Raw genomic sequence first — 19879 nt, 5'->3', positions numbered from 1 at the left:
CTACGGCGTCACCGTCGGCGCCCGGGTCGCGTCCGTGCCCCAGCTGGCCAGGAGGCGGAGGGCGTCGGCCGAGGGGGAGCCCGGTTCGGCGTGGTAGATGATCAGGAACTGTTCCTGGTCGTCGGGGAGGGGGAAGGTCTCGAAGGAGAGGGTGAGGTCGCCGACAAGGGGGTGGTGCATGCGCTTGACGCCATGGCTCTTCTCCTTGACGTCGTGCGTGGCCCACAGCCGCCGGAACTCCTCGCTCTTCACCGACAACTCGCCGACCAGCGCCGACAGCCGTGGATCGTCCGGGTGGCAGCCCGCGTCCATCCGCAGAAAGCTGACCATGTCGGCGGCCTTCTGGTCCCAGTCGATGTACAGGTCCCGGTACTCGGGCCGCAGGAACACCAGCCGCGCCCAGTTCCGCTCCTGCGGCGGCAGCTCCGACCAGTCACCGAACACCGCGGCCGCCATCCGGTTCCAGATGAGGATGTCCGAGCGCCGCCCGGTGACGTACGCGGGAACGTCGTCCAGCGTGTCGACCAACTGGCGCAGGCCCGCCCGCACTTGCTGCGGGCGGGCCGACGGCTTCTTCTTGTGCGCCTTCGGCTTGGCGAGGTGCGTGAGGTGGGAGTGCTCGGCGGCGTTCAGCCGGAGGGCGCGCGCGATGGCGTCGAGCACCTCCGCGGACACATTGCGCCCGTTGCCCTGCTCCAGCCGGGTGTAGTACGCCACGGACACGCCCGCGAGCTGGGCGAGCTCCTCCCGGCGCAGCCCGGGGACCCGCCGGTGCCGCCCGAAGGCCGGCAGTCCCACGTCCTCCGGCTTCAGCCGGGCCCGCCGGGTGCGCAGGAACTCGCTGAGTTCGGCACGCCGGTCGAGGGCGCCGGTGGGCGGGTCCTGGGGGTCCCGCGGGTCCCGCGCGTCCTGCGGGGCTCGGGCGGCTCGGGGCTGTTCTTCCATACGTCAAGTATTCACGGTCGTACGACCGTGAGCCTGACCCCGCCAGTAGTAGGACCAGCGGACGTACGCAGAGCCGTGACCTGGGTGAATACCTTGGCGTGAGGCAGGCTGGTGGTCGCACCCGGCCCGAAGGCAGGCCGGGCGCGACGGTACGACGACCAGGAGAACCCCGGCATGACCACCACTGTTGCCGCCTACGCGGCCCCCGCCGCCAAGGCTCCGCTGGAGCGCACCACCATAGAGCGCCGCGAGGTCGGTGAGTTCGATGTGCTGATAGACATCAAGTTCGCCGGAATCTGCCACTCCGACATCCACCAGGCCCGGGAGGGATGGGGCGAGGCGATCTTCCCGATAGTGCCGGGTCACGAGATCGCCGGTGTCGTCGAGGCCGTGGGCTCCGGCGTCACCAAGTTCGCCGTCGGCGACCGGGTCGGGGTCGGCTGCATGGTCGACTCCTGCGGCGAGTGCGAGAACTGCAAGGCCGGTACGGAGCAGTTCTGCCTCAAGGGCAACGTCCCCACGTACAACGGCCTCGACAAGAACGGGGAGCCCACCTACGGCGGCTACTCCGAGAAGATCGTCGTGGACGAGAAGTACACGGTCCGTATCCCGGACGGCTTGTCCCTGGACGTGGCCGCACCGCTGCTGTGCGCGGGCATCACCACCTACTCCCCGCTCAAGCACTGGAACGCCGGCCCCGGGAAGAAGGTCGCCGTCGTCGGCCTCGGCGGGCTCGGCCACATGGGCGTGAAGATCGCACACGCGCTGGGCGCCGAGGTGACGGTCCTCTCCCAGTCCCTGCGCAAGAAGGACGACGGGCTGAAGCTGGGCGCCGACCACTACTACGCCACCAGTGACCCGAAGACCTTCGAGGAACTGGCCGGCACGTTCGACATCGTGCTGTCCACGGTGTCGGCGCCGCTCGACTTCGGCGCGTACCTGTCGCTGCTGAAGACCGGGGGCGCGCTGGTGAACGTGGGCGCGCCCGAGGAGCCCATCGCGCTCAACCTCTTCTCCCTCATCGCCGGCAACAAGACCCTCGCCGGCTCCATGATCGGCGGCATCGCCGAGACGCAGGAAATGCTGGACTTCTGCGCTGAGCACGGTCTCGGGTCGGAGATCGAGCTGATCGACGCGTCCGAGATCAACGAGGCGTACGAGCGAGTGCTGGCCAGTGACGTCCGCTACCGGTTCGTGATCGACACGGCGACGATCTGAGGACCTCGCGCAGTTCCCCGCGCCCCGTCAGGGGCGCGGGGCTGTGGCATACGCGGCTCCGCCGCGTGGGCGCGACAAGCCCCGACCCTGGGGGGCCGGGTAGCGTGGAAAACGTCCGTGCACCCTCACATGGGGAGGCACCCGATGTCCGTCGCGCTGAACCACACGATCGTCGCCGCTCATGACAAGGAGGCCTCGGCCCGGTTCCTGGCCGACATCCTGGGGCTGGAGGTGAGCCCTCCGTTCGGCCCCTTCATCCCGGTGGAGATCCCCAACGGCGTGACCCTCGACTACATGGACTCACCCGATCCCATCACGCCCCAGCACTACGCCTTCCTGGTCACCGAGGACGAGTTCGACGAGATCTTCGCCCGCGTCAAGGCGGCCGGCCTCACCTACTGGGCGGACCCCTTCCACCGCCGGACCATGGAGATCAACAGGAACGACGGCGGTCGCGGCACCTACTTCGACGACCCGAACGGCCACAACCTGGAGATCATCACCAGGCCGTACGGCAGCGGATCCTGACGAGCCCTTCGGTGGTGCCATCGAACCGACCCGCCGAGCGGATGCGGCGTCGGCGGGGAGGCCGGACCATGGGTGAGGGAGAGACAGACGGTCGCGGCACGATCACCTCTCGGGGGTCTTCAGAGGTGTGAGTGACATGCCCCTTCAAAAGGTCCGTCCGGGCACGGTGCACAGGGTCCGCCCGGACATCAGCGTTCTGGCCGACAGCCTCGAGGTACCGGGCATCGGCCACATCCCGGTGAACGCGTTCGTGCTGCACGGTGCCCAACCGCTGGTCATCGACACAGGCCTGGGCCTGCCCGACCGGAACTTCGTCGAGACCCTCAGCACCGTGCTGGACCCCGTGGACGTCCGCTGGATCTGGCTCACCCACCCCGACCGCGACCACACGGGCGGGATCTTCGACCTGCTGGCGGCGGCGCCCGACGCACGCGTCGTGACGACCTTCATCGGCGCCGGAATCCTCTCCTGCGAACGCCCGCTGCCCCTCGACCGCGCCTACCTGCTGAACCCCGGCGAGACCATGAACATAGGCGACCGCACCCTCACCGGCTTCCGCCCGCCGCTGTTCGACAACCCGGCGACCGTCGGCTTCTTCGACAACCACTCCGGTGTCTGTTTCAGCTCCGACTGCTTCGGTGCCCCGCTCCCCACCGCCGACCTCGCCCAGGCCGACGACGTCCGCGCCGTCGCCGTCGAGGATCTGCGCGCCGCGCAACTCCTGTGGGCCACGGTCGACAGTCCCTGGGTCCACAACGTCGACGTGGAGAAGTTCGTCACGACGTTCCAGCCCCTCAAGGACCGCAAGCCCGACCTGGTCCTCTCCACCCACCTGCCCCCGGCCACCGGAATCACCGGCTCCATGCTCGACACCCTCGCCTTCGCCCCCTCCGCCCCGCCGTTCATGGGCCCGGACCAGGCGGCGTTGGAGCAGCTGCTGGCGGGCTTCGAACCGAACGGGGGTGGCGACTGAGGGGTGGGCGGCCACCGGTGGATGGCGGCCGCCCACGGATGGGTGAGAAAGGGCGCTACTTCCTCCGGCCACCGACGCGGAAGGGGACCGTCAGCAGGACCAGGCCCAGCGCGAGGACGGTCAGTCCGCACCAGGAGATGACGGGCAGGCGCTCACCGAGGACGGTGACCCCCAGGATCGCCGCGACGGCGGGCTCGACCAGCGTCAGCGACGTGGCCGTCGACGCCGGCGTACGACGCAGTCCGTGTCCGAAGAGCCGGTAGGCCAGCCAGACGGTGAACAGGGCCAGGTATCCCGCCACGGCCGCGCCACGGGCCGTGACCAGCCAGTGCGCGTCGAGGAACACCACGAGCGGCAGCACCAGCAGTCCGGCCGCGCCGAACAGCACGCCCATCACCGCGTCGGAAGGGTGCCCGGTGGTGATGAGCCTGCCGCCGATCAGCGAGTACGTGGCGTACGACAGCCCCCCGCACGCGGCGAGCGCGACGCCCGTCAGGTCCATCGGCGTGGCATGCCCGGTGAGTGTGGGGCCCAGCACCAGCAAGGTGCAGCCCAGTACGGCGGCCGTCGTGGCACCGGCCCAGCGGGCGGTCGGCCGCGCCTGCCCGGTGATCCAGGCCAGCAGCCCGGCGAAGACCGGCGCGCTGCCCAGCGCGATCACGGTGGCCACGGCCACACCGGTGCGGGCCACCGCCGGATAGAAGGTGACCGGATAGCCGGCGACCGCCAGGGCCCCGAGGGCGAGCAGCCACCGCTCACGGCGGGTGCAGCCGACGGGCAGGCAGCGGGCGCCGCGCGAGGTCAGGAACAGCAGGATGCCGCCGAGGACGAGCCCCGCACAGCCGACAGTCGCCGCGGGCGCGGCCTTGGGCGCCAGGGACCCGGCGGCTCCGGTCGTGCCCCACAGCACGGCCGAGGTGAGGATCGGTGCGGGGCCGCCGAGGAGCGCGGTACGTGAGGCAGGGCGCGGGTCATCGGTCGATGTCGTCCGGCGCGAGTGAGGCAAGGGGGTGGTGCGGTTCGGCACAGTCGTGTTCTTCCGTCGTCGAATACGGGTGGAATCGATCCGCGAACGGGCGCACGACAAAAGCCCCTGACCGAACTTCGTGTCGGTGGGGGCCGGGGATCAGAACCGCCGAAGCCTGCGCCCGATCAGACGCAGGGAGGCGGAGTAACGGCGTGCCAGTAGGTACTCACTCGGCGATGGTACCCGGCCCGCCCACACTTCTTGGGGCCGGGGGCCGGGGGCCGGGGGCCGGGGGCCGGGCCAGGGCCAGGGCCACTTGATCAAGGAAGGCCGACCGGATCGTCCGACGCCGACCAGTTCGCCTCACGCCGGTCCGGTCGGCGACTCGGCCCGGATACCGGCGCGGACGCTCGCCCCGCGAAGGCCGGGGTCGACTGCCGGGCCGACCGCACGTACAGCCGTCCACCGCGGGCACGCCGTGAGCTGGGCCCACAGGTCGACCGCCGCCGCCAAGCCCAGCGCGGCGACCTGCTCACGAGGTCGTCGGGTGGGCGGCGTCGAGTCCGTGTCCGGGCGCGCTGTTGTGCCATGTGGCCCTGGTCTGTCGAGCGCGCGGACTGGTTGCCCAGCACTGCTCGCGAGGCTCCGGCCTGAGCATCCCTCCTGTTCTTGGTCCGTCCCAGTCGGTCGGGTGGCCAGTCAGGCCGTCGTCGCCGGTGCCGCCTCCCGCCCGCCCATGTCGAGCCGGAAGGGCGGGTACTGGTCGGTCAGCAATGCGGCATAGGCGGTTACCCGGGCGACCCAACGGGCCAGACCGAGCAGCAAGTCGAAGAGGTGCCCTGGGTAACGGGCCTTGACCGCCAGGATGATCACGGCGACCAGTGACAGAAAGGGAATCAGTCCGCTGTAGCGCCAGCCTTCGTCATTGCCCCAGCCTCCGAGGAGAATCCCGACGACGACATACTGCGGAATCGCCAGCAGCCACCACTTCACCAGGACCAGACCGCGGGAGAGGCGCTCTGGATAGGCGATGTCGAAGTGCGCCGGATAATCGGGCACGTCGGCGAGCGTGAACGGTGGGTACCGGTCGGTGCCGAGTGCCGTATGGGCGTAATAGCTGACACGCCAGTTCCAGCGCAGTACGCCGACACTGAAGTCGAAGAGGGGTCGCGGATACCGGCCGGTGATCAGGATGGCGAAGAACGCGACGACGGTGACCAGCATGAAGCCGATCCACAGGAAACACAGCACGATGTAGTGCGGAATGGCGAGTAGCCATTTCACCAGCCACATCCATCGGGACAGCCCCGGATCGAGAGACGCCTCGATACGCACGTCTGACGCGGTTACGGGAATCATGGAGGCACAAGTCCTTTCGAGCGCCCCGCTCGGCAGAAGCCGGGCCGAGGTGATCGCCGATCGGAACTCAGCCTCACATGCGGTGCGGAAAGCCGCGAATTCTCACTCCGTTTCGAGTGAGACGAGTGCGTCGACCGCTCTCACCCGCCCGTCGGCACCTCTGCGAGAGGTGACGTCCCGGACGGCAAGACGGGTGTCTGTGTCATGTGCTCATCGTCTCGCCGCCGGTCAACGGCGGCTGTCAGCCCGAACCGGGCTGCGCGCGCGTACGTTCCGGAGCTCATCCGGCGACGTCAGCCTTCGGCCTTGGCGACGCCGATCGGGCAGGACACCCCCGTACCGCCGATCCCGCAGTACCCGGCCGGGTTCTTGTCCGGGTACTGCTGGTGTCAGTGCTCGATCGCCAAGGAGGCCGTAGCGGCGTACGTGAGCAGGTTCGCGAAGCGCAGCCACGGGAGCAGGTACATGTTCAGGGGCGAGTAACCGGGCCGGGTAAGGCCGCGGATACTGTGGACGGTGTCGGTCAGTTCCGCTGCGGCCGGGCGGTCGAGGCGGCCGAGGGTCTTGAGGTAGGACGAGGCGCAGTCATCGAGCCGGGCGCGAAGGTGGCTGAGTTGGCGTACGTCGATGTCGGGGGAGAGCGTCTCGTCGGGGTACGGGACGCGCTGGAACGCCGAGTGCCGATTCGCCACGGCGGCGATCAACCCCAGCCGGGAAGGGGGCGTCGAACTCGGCCAGCGCGGACCACGCAGAGTGGCCATGTCGGATGCTCGTGGGGTTCGGCGGCCAGCCGCCTTCTCCAGCCTGCGGCGGGCGGCGAAGACGGCCATTTCGGCGAGGTGCGCGGCTCGGCTCTCCTCCAGCGTGCCCAGCGCGCGCGACAACGCCGCGGAATCCCTTCGCAGATCGGGGGCGGGGCACGCCGTCGCGCTCAGATACGCCCAGGTCGCGTTGAAGCCGAGCGGGCCGTAGTCCCCGACGGCACACCTCAGCGCCGTGTGCCGTCGGACGAGCGGCAACCGCTCGTCACGCACTCTGCGGGCGTACGTTCCGAAGGCCACCCGTGACGTCAGCCTTCGGCCTTGGCCACGCCGATCGGGCAGGACACCCCGGTGCCACCCAGCCCGCAGTACCCGTTCGGGTTTTTGCTGCTTGAAAGGTACTGCTGGTGGTAGCCCTCGGCGGGGTAGAAGGTGCGGCCCTCCGCCGGGAGGATCTCGGTGGTGATCTGTCCGTAGCCGGAGCCGGTCAGGACCTTCTGGTAGGCCTCGCGGGAGGCTTCGGCGATCGCGGCCTGCTGCGGGGTGTGGGTGTAGACGGCGGAGCGGTACTGGGTGCCGACGTCGTTGCCCTGGCGGTAGCCCTGGGTGGGGTCGTGGGACTCCCAGAAGACCTGGAGGAGGCGCTCGTAGGAGATGAGGGAGGGGTCGTACACGACGCGGACGACCTCGGTGTGGCCGGTGAGGCCGGAGCAGACCTCTTCGTAGGTGGGGTTCTCCGTGAAGCCGCCCTGGTAGCCGACCAGGGTCGTCCACACGCCGGCCGGGAGCTGCCAGAACTTCCGCTCCGCGCCCCAGAAGCAGCCGAGGCCGAAGTCGGCGGTCTCCAGGTGCTCGGGGTACGGCCCGAGGAGAGGGGTGCCGAGGACGGTGTGGCGGTCGGGCACCGTGAACGGCGGTTCGGCGCGGCCATGCAGAGCCTGCTCGGGGGTGGGCAGCTGGGGCGTGCGGCCGAAGAGCATCGATACTCCTTGGGAACGTACGGACGGACCCGCGCCCCGTGCGGACACGGAAGGGCGGCACCTGGGACAACGTCCCTGATGCCGCCCGAATTCCGCCGCCCGGCCCGCCTGTCCGGCGGGGCCTGTTCGGCTCGCTCTATTCGGCCGCCGCCGCCACCGCCTGGGCCGTCGCGTTGCGGATACGGCAGTAGTACGCGGCCATCGCCTCACCGTCGCCCTGATAGCGCCAGGGCAGGGCGTTGACGTATCCATCCACCAGCCGGAACTGTTCGAGCGCGGCGTCGTCCCGGTCCTGGAGGGAGAGGTAGTACGCCAGCAGGTGCCGCAGCTCGGGCAGGCGCGGGTGCGTCGGGTCGGCCGCGGCGGCGTCGGCGAGGCCCGCGTCGACCCGGCCGATCATCTTCGGCGTACGGTCGACGCTGTTGTCGTCCGACTTGTCGTGCTCGAAGTGGGCGATCAGCGGGAGGACGGTGAGCAGACTGCCCAGCGGGGCGTCGGCCGCCGCGCGCTCGGCGAAGTCCGTCGCCAGCTTCTCCGAGCCGCGCCACTTCGCGCACCAGTACTGCAGCGCCGAGAAGTGGGCCTCGTAGTGGTGCGGGGCGCGCGCGGTGATCTCCGTCCACAGCTTGTCCATCTCGGAGTTCGGGTAGCCGAGGCCGAGAGCCACCCAGATCTCCGTGATGTACGGCGTCGGGTCGTCGGGGTTGAGGACCGCCGCCCGGCCGATCTCCTCGCGGGAACGTTCCAGCATCCGGTGGAAGCCTGTGAACTGCTCACTCGTGGTGTGCTTGGCGAGCTTCCCGCCCCGCAGGTTCCAGGCCAGGATCACCGTGCTGCGGGCCCGTACGACGGCCGCGTCCGGGTCGTCGGGGCGGTCGGACTCCCAGGCGAGCAGCCAGTCGTCCTCCTGGGCCGCGATCTCGGCCAGCAGATACGCGGTCGAGGACCGGCGCTCCCAGTCCCGGCCGATGTCCTGCATCAGCTTGGCGGCCGCCTTCCAGTCGCCGCCGCGCACGGCCGCGAGCGTCGCGTCCACGCCGGCCGGCAGCGGGCCCGCGTACTTGGTGTTCTGCCGCTCGGCGGGCAGCAGGCCCAGCGCCTCGGCGGCGTCCGGGTCGACCTCGTCGCCACTCGGACGGAAGAACTCCTTGAGGAACACCCCGGCGATCCACAGCGCGAAGAGAACGAACGGGGTGGCCAGCACGGCCAGGACCCACATCAGTACGGTCATCGCGGGGCGTCCGTTTCTCGGGCGGCGGGGCCATGGGGAGCGGGGGGCGGCAGCAGCGCGCGCAGTGGGCCGGTGTCCGGGTGGTCGGCGACCGCGGCCTCGATCGCGGCGCCGAGGTCGGTCTCGCCGCCGTCCGGCGCGGGGGGCAGATGCACGGAGGCCGGATCGGACCAGGAGAACTCCCAGCGCAGCCGGGCGTGGGCGCTCAGCTCGGCCAGCACCATGTTCTGCAACGCGTCCGCCAGCGCGGGGCGTACGAACTCGCGGAACGCCCGGCCCTGCGCCTCGGCCGCCTGGTCGGACAGCGGCAGCCGCCGCGCCAGCTGCCAGAGCTGACCGTCGTCGATCACCTTGAGCAGCGCGGGCAGGCTCGGATGGTCCTTGGTGTACATCGCCAGCGCCCGGTGCAGCGCGGTGTCGAGGGAGGCGAGGTTCGCCGCCATCGAACCGTCCAGCAGCTCCTGCCAGTCGCCGGTCCGCCGGAACCGCAGCACCTCCTCGTTGAGGACCGCGTCCTCCAGCGCCGCCAGGGTCCGGTCCGGGTCGGCGAGCAGGCCCAGCGCCGCGCCCTTGCCCTCGTCGGCACGGCCGTCGGCGGGCAGTGCCTCGACGCGCTCGACACGGTCGGCGATGGGCGGGTGCGAGTCGTACGGCGATGTCGGCTCGGTCGGCAGGTCGGTGCGCAGGCCGACCAGTTCGAGCTGGCGGGCGGTGAGCATTCGGCCGTAGCCACCGAAGAACTCACCGCGCGGCGGCAGCAGCCGGGCCTCGGAGCCGAGCGTGGCGTAGCTGTTCATGTAGAACCCGAACGCGGCGTCCAGCGCCGGTATCTCGCGCAGCGCCGACGCGGTGGCGTCGCGTCCGGCGATCCGGGCGGCCGCGACGTCGGCGGCGTACTCCTGGCGGCGCGAACCGGCGAGCGTGGCGCGGAAGTACAGCTTGGCGTAGCCGATGTAGATCTTCGCCATCGTGCGGTACGTGATGCCCGCGTGCCCGGTGTCGATCTCCTTCGTGTTCCTCCCCTTGGCCGCGGCCTTGGCGTTCTTCTTCTCCTGCCGGGCCCGCTCGCGTCCGGCGGTCCGGTCGGCCCGCTCCTCGAAGTGCCCGATGGTGCGCAGCACCTGGGCCCGGCCGCGCACGGTGATCGCGGCGAGCCGGGTGTCGGAGTTCGAGTAGTGGCCCAGCTCGTGGGCGAGGACCGCGCGCAGCTGTGCCTCGGTCAGGCCCTGCAGCAGCGGTACGCCGAGATAGAGGCGGCGCGGTCCGGGCAGCAGGCCGAGCAGCCGGGCGTCCTCGCTGACGGCGGCGTTGACGTCGGGCGTCAGCACGATCCGGGACGGCGCGCGGGTGCCGACCTGGTCGGCCAACTCCCGCACCGTACGCCACAGGTCGGGCTCGTCGGCCTCCGTGACCGGCAGCCCCGGCGGCTCCTCACCCTTCGGCGTCCGCAGCATGAACAGACCGCGGACCAGCGGGATCGCCAACAGCACGGAGACCACGTACAACTTGACGGCGAGGCTGGACGGGGCGTGCAGGTACAGGAGGTAGTCGGCGCCGGCGAGCGCCGCGAGCAGGATCACGCCGAGCAGATAGAAGCCGGCGAGCAACACAAGAGCGCGCAGCGCGCGCAGGGTCGCGCCCATTGGACAGAGGTCCCCCCACGGGAAAATCGCGAACGATCACGAACGATCAATCACGAACGATCAACAAAACGGTGAAATCGGGTGGTCGAGGACGTGTCCATGACCAAGAGGTGTGGGGGCGGAGTATTTCCTACAGGCGCGGGGGTGGCAAGGCCTTACTGGGTGGTGGACCTTGGGTTTGTGGGGGTGGGTGCGGGCCCTCGGCCTTCAGTGCGGCAACGTCGCCGGACTTCCCCCGTTCGCCTCGAACCCCGCCACCGCCAGCGCCCGGTATATCGCGTAGTTCGCGGCCGGGTCTGAGGCCAGGCTCCAGGGGAGGGCACCCACGTGGCCGTCGATGTGGACGAGCTGGTTCATGGCCTCGGCCCAGCGCTCGCCGCTGACCAGGAAGAAGACCAGCAGATGGCGGACATGGGCCAGCATCGGGTCGTCGGGCCGGGCGTCGTGCACCGCGAACAGGGCGCCGTGGACCGCCTTGGTGACGACCTCGCTCTGATAGAAGCCCTGCACGAGGTTCACCTCGGGCAGGTGCTCGAACACCGCGAACAGCGGCATGGCCGCGAGCAGTGACCCCTGCGGGGCGCGGGCCGCGGCCGACTCGGCGAACGAGTACGCCAGCTCGCGCGAGCCGTGCCACTTCTCGCACCAGTAGTGCAGGGCGGCCAGATGCGCGCCCATGTGGGCCGGCGCGCGATCGAGGATCCTCAGCCAGAGCTGCTCGAACTCCTCGCGCGGGTACGCCAGTCCGCGCGCCACCGACAGCTCGATGATGTACGGGATCGGGTCACCGGGGGCGAGCAGCGCCGCGTCGCCGCACGCCGCCTTCGCCTCCTCCATGATGATCCGGAACTCCTCCGTGCCCGGCGTCGCGGTCCGCCACGCCTGCTGCACCAGGAACTCCGCGTGCACCGCCGCGCCGCCCGCGTCCTTGGGCGCCTCGGCCCGCCACACCCGCAGCCACTGACCACCCGGCGACTCGCCCACCCCGTCGGGCCGCTGGGCAAGCTCCAGCGAAGCGGCGCCCGCGAACGCCTGCACCCGCTGCCACCGAACCTCACCCTCGGCCTCGGTCCCTGCCAGCAGCTGCTTCGCCGCCCGGTAGTCCTGCGACCGCTGCACCACATCCAGCACGTCCAGCAGATCCTGGTCCCGCCCGGGCATCCGCACGTCCAGCAGCTCCTGCCGCATGAACCCGTAGTTCGCCGGATCCGCGGCGTCAGGGTGCCCCGAGTGAACCAGCTCAATACCGGCCCGCCTGCGCGCCACGATCGGCCACAGCACGAAACCGATCATGAGCAGAGCCATCAGCCCCCAGAGAATCTCCATACCCCAAGGGTTCCAGACCCCACCAACAATTGGCGAACGACCCCGCCCCCCTGTGGAAAACCCCGCCGCCCGGGCGCGACGGCCCCGCAGTTCTTCGAGGCGGCCGCAACCCCGTCAGCGGCGCGGGGCTGTGACATGTGCGGCTTCCGCCGGGTGGGCGCGACCGGCCACGACGGCGTCCCAGCTCTTCGAGGCGGCCGCAACCACAACAGGGGCGCGGGGAACTGCGCGACCAGCCACAAACAACCCGCCGTCGCCGAATCACAGTCGCTCCGGAGTACTAGATGCAATACCGGTGATTTAGGTTGTTTTCCGGCGGGTCGGCCTGGCCTTGGTCGGCCCGACGAGGGTCACACGGGGAGCTGTCACGGACGACCACCGTCTTGCCGCCCTTGCCACCGCTGCCGACGGACCGGCTGGTCCCGGTACCGCAGGCGGAGAGGGAAGGAAGTGCGGCGAGGGCGGCGAGGCCGCCTGCTCCGCGCAGGAGCGCTCTACGACCGATCTGGGCATCACTCATGGCAATACTCCTCAATTTGGGGACGCGTGGGACCAGCTGTGCGGGGGCTTTACCTCGCGGGTGCGGGGGGTGGGATGGTGCAGGGTGGCGAGCGCGGACAGAGCATTGCCCGCTTGTGTTGCCGATCGCCGCTTTGGGCGCGTGTTCGCCGTGGATCGACGTCCCCGACGACCTTGTCGTCGGGACGAGGCCGGCTAGAAGACCGGGTGAGTGGCGGTGGGGAAACTGGAGCCGTGACAGGCGGTGGCCAGCGGGGTGGGGGCGGTCCTCACCAGAGCCGCGGCATGAGGGCACTCGTGAGGGATGAAGCAGAGCCAGGCCTGCGGCTGAGGGACGGGCCGAGCGGTCCATCGGCCCCGGCGACGTGGCTCAGCAGGTGGCTTCGCGAGAGATCCCGAAGACGATCGGGGCCCGGCATCGACATCACATCACGGTCACGTAGATCTTGCGCACGGTTTCAATGGTCTTCCAGACACCGACGTAGCCAGGCTTCATGACGAAGCTGTCGCCGGCCTTGTAGATCACCGGCTCGCCGCCTTCGGGGGTGAGTTCGACGATGCCGGAGAGGATGTGGCAGAACTCGAAGGTCTCACCCTTGATCGAGCGCAATTCGCCGGGCGTCGCTTCCCAGACGCCCGTATGGATCGACTCCCCACGGGCAACATCCTGGGCCCAGGTCTTGAAGGCGGGGTTGCCGGAAATCAGGCGTTCCGGGAGCGGGCCGGACTCTCGCGGCGCGAAGGGGGGATTGGTATCGATGGCCTTCAGGAGCGACATGTTGTTCCTTTTTGGGCTTGAGAAGTTGGTGGCCGCGGCCACGGTGGAGGAGCCGTTGCCGAGCGGTGTCTGGCACGTACTCGTGGGCGTGGCCCGTTCCCGGTGTGCGGAGGTCGGCGACGCGTCGCGGCTGTGCCAGCGGGGCCGGGTGGCGCGGATGCGGTTGTCGGCACGGGCGCACTGTGGGTGGCACCGTTCGAGTGCGGCGAAGGGGGGACGCGCTCGACGCGTGTTCGACAGTTCATGCCGCAATCGGTGGTCGCCCGAGGCAGAAGGCGAGCCGGAGAGCAGGTCGTTCAGCCCATTGCTGATGGTGATGCCCAACAGGGGTGTTCAGGAAGCGGTGTACCCGCCGTCGACGGTCAGGACCGATCCGGTCACGTACGACGACTCCGACGATGCGAAGAAGAGCACCGCGTCGGCGACCTCTTCGGGGGTGGCGAGGCGTTGGAGCGGGATCGTGCTCTCGCGCTGGCGGCGGTAGCCCTCGGGGTCGGGCCTGCGCTGGAACGCCGCTTCGATGATCGGGGTGGCGGTCAGGCCCGGAGCGACGACGTTGACACGGATGTTGCGCGGGGCCCACTCGATCGCCGCACCCTTGGCGAGCATGATGAGGCCCCCCTTGGCGGCGGAATACAGGACCTGCCCGGCCATGCCGACCATGCCCAGCCGTGAACTGACGCAGACGAATGAGCCACCGGTCTCGGGCATCAGCGGCGCGAAGTGCTTCATCACCAGGAACGCACTGAGCAGGTTGCTCTCCAGTACGTTCCTCGCGTCGCCGCAGGCCATCTCGGTGAGCGGGCTGGTGGCCTGCAGGCCGTGGTTGAGGACGACGACGTCGACGGTGCCGAAGGAGTCAGCGGCCTGCTTGGCCAGGTGCTCGACGAACGCCTCGTCATTGAGGTCGCCGGGAACGTACAGGTCGTCGGGCTCAGCGCTGTCGAGCCGCTCCCTGCGGCCGGTGAGCAGCAGCCGCGCCCCCTCGCGGCGGAAGTGGGAACTCACCGCCTGTCCGATGCCACTGCTGGCGCCTGTCACCAGGGCCGTGACGTTGTTGAGTCTCATGTCAGGCACTCCTTTACGGGGAGATGGGTCGTCGGGTTGCGGGCTCGGCCACGGGGTCTTGTCCCTGGGGCCGGTCAGTTGAGGAATCCGCGGGCGTCGACCGGCCAGCGCTGCAGCGACGTGCCCGTGCTGTCGGTGACGATCAGTTCCTCGAAACCGAGGACGACCGGGCACACGTGGTTGGGCACCACGGGGACGACGGTGCCGATGCTGGGGCGGAACTCGCCGTCCGGCAAGGGGAGGAACCCGTGGTACTCGTTGACCTTGGACAGGACCGCCTTCGTGCCGGCGATGCCGCCGTAGCCGATCTCGGGGCTGCCTTCTTTGCTGAGGGCCTTGTTGCCCACATCGAGGATGACCTGGTCGGGGACCCAGTCGCTGACCACGGTGCCGGCGACGAACAGCGCGATCTGGTCCTCCGTGCAGGCGCCCAGCCGGGCGTTGTTCAGATCGCCGAAGACGTACTCGCCGGGACGGATCTCGGTGATCACGCTGCTGGTGGAGAACTCGAGAGTGGGAGTGGAGCCGGCGCTGACCACCTCAGCGGTGACCCCGACGCCGGCGAGGCTGCGGACCGCGGTGGTGAGCGCGGCCTCCTGGTCCTGCGCGGCACGCCGGCGAGCGTCCCGGCCGGCGCAGCCGTGACCGGGATAGGTGAAGACGCCTACCGGCACCAGACCGCGCTTGCGGGCGGCGAGCGCGAGATCGCCCGCGGCCTCGGCCGGAGCCCCGGAACGACGGGCGCCGCAGTCGACCTCGATCACGACCTGCAGCCGCTCGGGTTCGTCTCCCATCGCGTCGGCGAGGGCTTCGATCGCCGCGACGTTGTCGACGCCGACCCGCAGCCGGGCGGACTCGGCGAGCCGGCGGATCCGGGCTCGCTTCGTTCCCGCGGCCCAGATCGGGTAGGCGAGGAAGATGTCGTCGAACCCGGCCGCGGCGAAGACCTCGGCCTCACCGACGTTTCCCGCGGTGATCCCGACCGCGCCGGCCTCGATCTGGCGTCGCCCGATCTCCACGCACTTGTGTGTCTTGACGTGCGGCCTGACCTTGAGGTTTTGCTGGTCGGCGAAGCCCTGTATGCGGTCGATGTTGCCCTGCATGACGTCGACCAGCACGATCGGCGCGGGGGTGTCGATCCGCTCGACCAGAGCGTCGAGTGCTCGTTGCAGCCGGTTCACGCTGCTCTCCTTGTGGTTCTGCCTGGAATGATCGAGGGGCACGGGTGCTGACTCCCCCTGGATGCCGAACGCGCGGCCCGCGATATCGCGCGCTTGCGTACACCGCCGTAGGGTCCGCCCTACACAGCGGTGCAGACCATCTGGATCTCGACAGGGGTGTTGAGAGGCAGCCCGGCGACACCGATCGCGGTGCGGGCGTGCCGTCCGTTCTCACCCAGCACCTCGATGAGGAGTTCACTGGCCGCGTTGGCGACCTGCGACTGCTCACCGAAGTCCGGCGCGCTGGCCACGAAGACCAGCATCTGCACGATCCTGACCCGATCCAGATCGCCCACCGCCTGCACAGCGGCAGCGAGGCAGTTGAGCGCGGCATGGCGCGCGAGTGACCGCGCCGTCTCCAGCTCCACGTCCCGGCCGACAGTGCCCTGCCCCAGCAGCCAACCGTCCTTGTAAGGCAGTTGGCCCGAGATGTAGATGCTGGGCCCCACCGTCCGGTGGTGCACGTAGTACGGGTTGTCACGGAGCTCGGGAAGAGCCAGACCCAAGGCCTGGAGCCGATCGGAAGCCGAGTCGGTGTTCGCTGCGGGAGTCACGAACTGGCTCATCGCGCCACCTCCGCGGACGGAACAGGGCACAAACCCTCGTAGTTGGCCACGAGAACCCGCTTCGTACGAATCTTGATCATCTGTACTCGGCTCTCCTCTCGAGTAACAGTGGCGGCAAGAAGACGCCTTATGGTGGCTTAAAATCGCCACCGTATTGTCGTTTGTCGACCATATGGGTGCCCGTCGAGCACTGTCAATACAGACTTCAGCCTCGACTGCGACCTCGCGGCACCGCGTGCGGCAAGAGCGGCTTGGCCTGCTGCCTGGTTGTTCCGGCAAGGCCTACAGTGACTGGCTGCAAGCCCGTGGTGACGAGCTCGGCAACGGCGTCGCGTGGCGGTACTGGACCCGTTCGCGGCCGGAAGGGCGCCGCCGGTCTTCAGGCGGATCCGGCAGGAAGACGACGGTGGCGTGGAGGCAACTCACCGATGAACAGCGGAGGTTGATCGCGTCGTTCCTGCCGATAGGCAAGTACAGGCCCCTACCCTGAGCGGCTGCGGAATCGGTTCGAGGGTGCGATGTGGCGGTTCAGAGCAGGCGCGCGGTGGCGTGAGATTTCCAGGCGAGTTCGGAACTGGTCGACCGCCTATGGGTGTTTGCAGGTCGGGAGGAACGCCGGTCTCTTCATCGCGCTGCCGGAAGGCCTGATCGCCGAAGCCACCCGCCAGGGCGAGACGGATTTGTCCGGCGGTCAGCGTGGACTCCACGACCGTCCATGCCCACCATGACGCGCCGGGATGATCGCCGATAAAGATGTCATGAAGCCTCTTGAGGAAGCTGCCGCCGAGTAGGAACAAGCCCGGCCCCTATGGCGTCTTGTCGTCCGTGGTCGCGCCTCCAGCATGGCGCACCGAGCCGGGCCACGGCTGAGGCCCGGATGCTGCGGCAGTGCTCAGGGGTGGCGTCCGGGTCGGCCAAGAACGCGTGCTCGGACGGACAGCGCGCATTCGGCGACCCGTGACGCGGGTGCGCACGCGCACCATGCGGTCAGTGCGCCGTCTCGGCCATGTCGCAGGTGTGGCACACCACCCTGCGTGCCGGGATACGGCCGGACGCAGCGCCCATGCCGACCTGGCGGGTGACCTGTACCTGACGTACGCGGGCGTGGTTCTCGCAGGTGGCCAAGCCGCAGCGCGAGCACACACCGATGCCGGTGGTGTCGCTGCGTGCCTCCTGGAGGCAGTCGTAGCACCTCATGTCCAACTCCGATTTCAGCAAGGGCCGGGTGTGGCGGCCGACCAAGACGAACAAAACCATCCAGGCCGCGCACACCTGCTCAAGGAGCTTGAAAAGTAGGCTCCAGTTTAGACTTTGTCAAGATTAAGATTCGATCGTGATCGTATGGCCGGTGGCGATGCGGTGCAGCAAACGCCGGCACGGTGCGGACTGCGCCGCCGAGGTGCAACTCCGACCCGTCCGCCAGGAGCGTTGAGGGCCGACGAGCCGCCGGCCGATCGACGAGAACAGACGACTCGGCGAGACCCTGGGGCAGTGCCGCGAGGCGTTCCCGGCCTACCGCGAGCCCGGACGCGCCGGCATCAAAGCCGCCGCCAACGACCCCGAACCCTCAAGCAGGAGGCGCCACTCAGACCTGGCCTCAGATGGCCTATGAGTACGTGAGCGGTGCAAGTCAGTTCTGGTGTCCGTCGAGGGAGGTGAGGCGTCCTCAGGGCAGTCGTCGTCGGCGGGCCGGTAACCGCAAGGTCGAGGGAGCGGGCACTTCGTGGCTTCGCCCTGGCTGCCCATGGCGGGCAGTTGCCTCCGGGTTCTGGCCGGCCTGGCCTACCGCACACCGGCGCTTCGCCCAGCGGGCCGAACCAGGGGCAGAACCGGTGGTGGCGGTGACCTGCCTGGATGGCCCCCGGCGCGACATCGTCACCAGCCGGCGCTGTGCAGACCGGTTCCTGCACTCACGCGGCCCGCGCGGCATGGAGCCGGAGATCCACGCCCTGCCGACGACACCCAGCTGAAGTTTTTCCCGGGGTGATCGAGCGCACCGGAGTCGACGCCGACTGCGCCGCGGGAGAAGCCGCGCGTATGCAGGAGGCCGCCACAACCCGCCGTCCCCTGGAAAAACGGACCCGCCCGCGCAGCTAGCCGCGCAGCCGTAAACGCCCCGTCGCCCCTAACCACCGTGCCGGCGGTCGGCAACCGCAACCGGCAACCGGCAACCGGCAACCGACAACCGACAACCGACAACCGACACTCAAGATTCGCTACAAGATCGCGTCGACAGTGCGAGCTTGATCCTCGACTTTTCGGCATGAGTCTGCAACGTCACCGTGGCGAGCCGGCTCGGACACGTCACGCACGCCGGCATGGCCTCATGCATGCCGGGGCGCGCGTTCCCCCGGATCTGCCGTCTGGGCCCCCAGCCCCATGGGGAAATGGGCAGCCAGTTCCTGGCGGAACGCGTCCGTGTCGCCTCCCAGGGCGACGGCGGCCAACCTCTCGTGCTCGACGACCAACTGATGCGGGTCGTCGCTGTAAGTGCGGTGATCGACGCTGAGGTGGAGGCGCAGCTTGGTCTCCCAGCCGTTCCAGAGACTCTGCAGGACGCCGTGGCCCGAGAGATCGTAGAAGAGCCTGTGGAAGCGGAGGTGCGCGTCGATGCTGGCCGGGATGTCGTCCTTCTCCATTGCCCGGCGGAGATCCTCGACGGTTTGCAGCAACTGGGGCCGCTCAGGACCGCGCAGTGCTTCGGCCGAGAGCTCGGCGGCGTACGGCTCGACACGTAGCCGGATCGAGTCGATCTCGGCGACCTCACGAGCACTCACCTCTACGACGAACGCCCCGCGGTAGGGGATCTTGACGACGAGCCCTTCCTCCTCCAGCTTGGTCAGCGCCTCGCGCAGCGGGGACCGGCTGATCCCGAGATCGGCGGCGATGTGCGCCTCGCGCAGCTGGCCACCAGGAGGTACGGTCCCATCGAGGATGGCGGCACGCAGTGTGCGGTAGACGCCGTCCGGTGTCGTCGTCCGCCGCTCCTGCCACTCGAACTTGTGGTCCACCCCGTTGCCCTCCCTCGACACTTGTCGACCATTTGGTCGTTTGTCGACTATACCTCTGCTGTTTTGCATCCACACGTCAAGTCGCTTGCCAGGCGTGGAACTCACCGAATTCACGGCGGTGTCCCATCCGGCTCACGGGTCGCGGTGACAGGTTGGTGTCTCGGGTGGTGCGTTTGGTTGTCAGGCCGATGCCGGTCCGGCGACGCGGGAGCTTGTGGACGTGAAGCGGGACACAGCCGACCAAGGGGAGGAGCGCGGTGGTCTATGGCTCGGCGGCCCAGGGCGCGCGACGCAGCACCCTCGCGTCTCCGGACGCCGGCTCTTCGGCCATCTTCGCCCAGTCGGTACCAGGTTTTACGTGAGAAGCCGAGCACCTGGCCGGCCGGTGACATTGCCGTTTGCCGATCCTCGCAGCCTGCTCGATGAGCCACACCCGGCGCTCGCACACCCTGTCCTGGCGGGTCACGGGATCGCCTTCTGCTACTCCACGCCGAACCTGCGCATGGTCCGTTCCAGAGTGTGGACCACGACCTGATGGAAGGGCTCGCACTCGCCGAGGCGCTCGTCGATCCGGTACTGGTTGCCGGTCCGCTCGAACTCGGAGGCGACCTCGGCCGAGAGCCGATTGCGCCCGACCCGGCGGATCACCTCATTCATCCGGAAGTGGATCAGCGCCGGATCTGTCCGAGGCGCTCCTCTGACGCCTGTTGACAGCCGAGACCTAGTTAGTCGACAATCGACCAACCAGATGGTCGACAATCGACCAGAGCGCCAGGCTGCTCCACT

General features: G+C 69.2%; 18 protein-coding genes and 2 pseudogenes. 3 read left to right on the top strand and 17 right to left on the bottom strand.

Translation table 11 applies throughout. The annotated features are described in order from the left end of the window. Positions 1-945, bottom strand: a complete 945-nt coding sequence (locus CES90_RS41695; protein WP_189782400.1) for a helix-turn-helix domain-containing protein — start codon at positions 943-945, stop codon at positions 1-3. 174 nt (positions 946-1119) lie between these two features. Between CES90_RS41695 and CES90_RS41690 the strand changes: the two genes are divergently transcribed. The 3 genes from CES90_RS41690 to CES90_RS41680 all read left to right on the top strand — a co-directional run bounded on the left by CES90_RS41690 (position 1120) and on the right by CES90_RS41680 (position 3664). Next, a complete protein-coding gene (locus CES90_RS41690; RefSeq protein WP_189782401.1) occupies positions 1120-2163 on the top strand; it encodes an NAD(P)-dependent alcohol dehydrogenase in 1044 nt (347 codons plus the stop codon). Positions 2164-2307: 144 nt separating this feature from the next. Next, on the top strand, positions 2308-2691 hold the full coding sequence (locus CES90_RS41685) for a VOC family protein (RefSeq protein WP_189782402.1): 384 nt from the start codon (positions 2308-2310) through the stop codon (positions 2689-2691). Between the two features lie 136 nt (positions 2692-2827). Next, positions 2828-3664: an MBL fold metallo-hydrolase gene (locus CES90_RS41680; protein ID WP_189782403.1), complete on the top strand. Its 837-nt coding sequence runs from the start codon at positions 2828-2830 to the stop codon at positions 3662-3664. Positions 3665-3719: 55 nt separating this feature from the next. Here CES90_RS41680 and CES90_RS41675 read toward each other — a convergent pair whose 3' ends face one another. The 16 genes and pseudogenes from CES90_RS41675 to CES90_RS41605 form a co-directional block, all read right to left on the bottom strand. Continuing rightward, entirely contained in the window at positions 3720-4691 is a 972-nt protein-coding gene (locus tag CES90_RS41675; RefSeq protein ID WP_229913747.1) for a DMT family transporter, read from the bottom strand. A gap of 639 nt (positions 4692-5330) precedes the next feature. Then, on the bottom strand, positions 5331-5990 hold the full coding sequence (locus tag CES90_RS41670; RefSeq protein WP_189782404.1) for a DUF4389 domain-containing protein: 660 nt from the start codon (positions 5988-5990) through the stop codon (positions 5331-5333). A gap of 293 nt (positions 5991-6283) precedes the next feature. Further along, positions 6284-6379: pseudogene (locus tag CES90_RS50590) on the bottom strand (peptide-methionine (S)-S-oxide reductase MsrA); the annotation flags it as partial. Continuing rightward, entirely contained in the window at positions 6380-7024 is a 645-nt protein-coding gene (locus tag CES90_RS41665; RefSeq protein WP_189782405.1) for a hypothetical protein, read from the bottom strand. It lies immediately after the preceding pseudogene. Positions 7025-7059: 35 nt separating this feature from the next. Further along, positions 7060-7731 (bottom strand): peptide-methionine (S)-S-oxide reductase MsrA, encoded by a 672-nt coding sequence (gene msrA, locus CES90_RS41660; protein WP_189782406.1) that lies wholly within the window; start codon positions 7729-7731, stop codon positions 7060-7062. A gap of 136 nt (positions 7732-7867) precedes the next feature. Continuing rightward, positions 7868-8962 (bottom strand): hypothetical protein, encoded by a 1095-nt coding sequence (locus CES90_RS41655; RefSeq protein WP_189782407.1) that lies wholly within the window; start codon positions 8960-8962, stop codon positions 7868-7870. Then, positions 8959-10605 (bottom strand): M48 family metalloprotease, encoded by a 1647-nt coding sequence (locus CES90_RS41650; protein WP_189782408.1) that lies wholly within the window; start codon positions 10603-10605, stop codon positions 8959-8961. Before CES90_RS41650 ends, CES90_RS41655 begins: the two co-directional genes overlap by 4 nt. Positions 10606-10812: 207 nt before the next feature. Then, positions 10813-11931 (bottom strand): hypothetical protein, encoded by a 1119-nt coding sequence (locus CES90_RS41645; protein WP_189782409.1) that lies wholly within the window; start codon positions 11929-11931, stop codon positions 10813-10815. A gap of 623 nt (positions 11932-12554) precedes the next feature. After that, a pseudogene (locus CES90_RS41640) lies at positions 12555-12723 on the bottom strand (transposase); the annotation flags it as partial. Positions 12724-12874: 151 nt separating this feature from the next. Next, entirely contained in the window at positions 12875-13552 is a 678-nt protein-coding gene (locus CES90_RS50580) for a cupin domain-containing protein (protein ID WP_229914455.1), read from the bottom strand. A 9-nt stretch (positions 13553-13561) separates the two neighbouring features. Further along, on the bottom strand, positions 13562-14296 hold the full coding sequence (locus CES90_RS41630) for an SDR family NAD(P)-dependent oxidoreductase (RefSeq protein ID WP_189788097.1): 735 nt from the start codon (positions 14294-14296) through the stop codon (positions 13562-13564). Positions 14297-14370: 74 nt separating this feature from the next. Next, on the bottom strand, positions 14371-15477 hold the full coding sequence (locus CES90_RS41625) for an alanine racemase (protein ID WP_189788096.1): 1107 nt from the start codon (positions 15475-15477) through the stop codon (positions 14371-14373). Between the two features lie 119 nt (positions 15478-15596). Then, complete coding sequence (locus CES90_RS41620) at positions 15597-16082, bottom strand: RidA family protein (protein ID WP_189788095.1); 486 nt, start codon at positions 16080-16082, stop codon at positions 15597-15599. A 987-nt stretch (positions 16083-17069) separates the two neighbouring features. Continuing rightward, positions 17070-17279, bottom strand: coding sequence for a DUF2180 family protein (locus CES90_RS41615; protein WP_232791365.1), 210 nt, complete (start codon positions 17277-17279; stop codon positions 17070-17072). A 1127-nt stretch (positions 17280-18406) separates the two neighbouring features. Then, positions 18407-19093 carry a GntR family transcriptional regulator gene (locus tag CES90_RS41610; RefSeq protein WP_189788093.1) on the bottom strand — a complete coding sequence of 229 codons (687 nt, stop codon included), beginning with the start codon at positions 19091-19093 and terminating at the stop codon, positions 18407-18409. 480 nt (positions 19094-19573) lie between these two features. Beyond that, positions 19574-19750, bottom strand: a complete 177-nt coding sequence (locus CES90_RS41605) for a hypothetical protein (protein ID WP_189788092.1) — start codon at positions 19748-19750, stop codon at positions 19574-19576. Between the last annotated feature and the right edge of the window lie 129 nt (positions 19751-19879).

Origin of the sequence: Streptomyces capitiformicae, assembly GCF_002214185.1 — a bacterium.
Taxonomy (GTDB): domain Bacteria; phylum Actinomycetota; class Actinomycetes; order Streptomycetales; family Streptomycetaceae; genus Streptomyces; species Streptomyces capitiformicae.
Note: the sequence above shows the minus strand (reverse complement) of the source record. Positions and strands in the feature narration are given on the sequence as shown.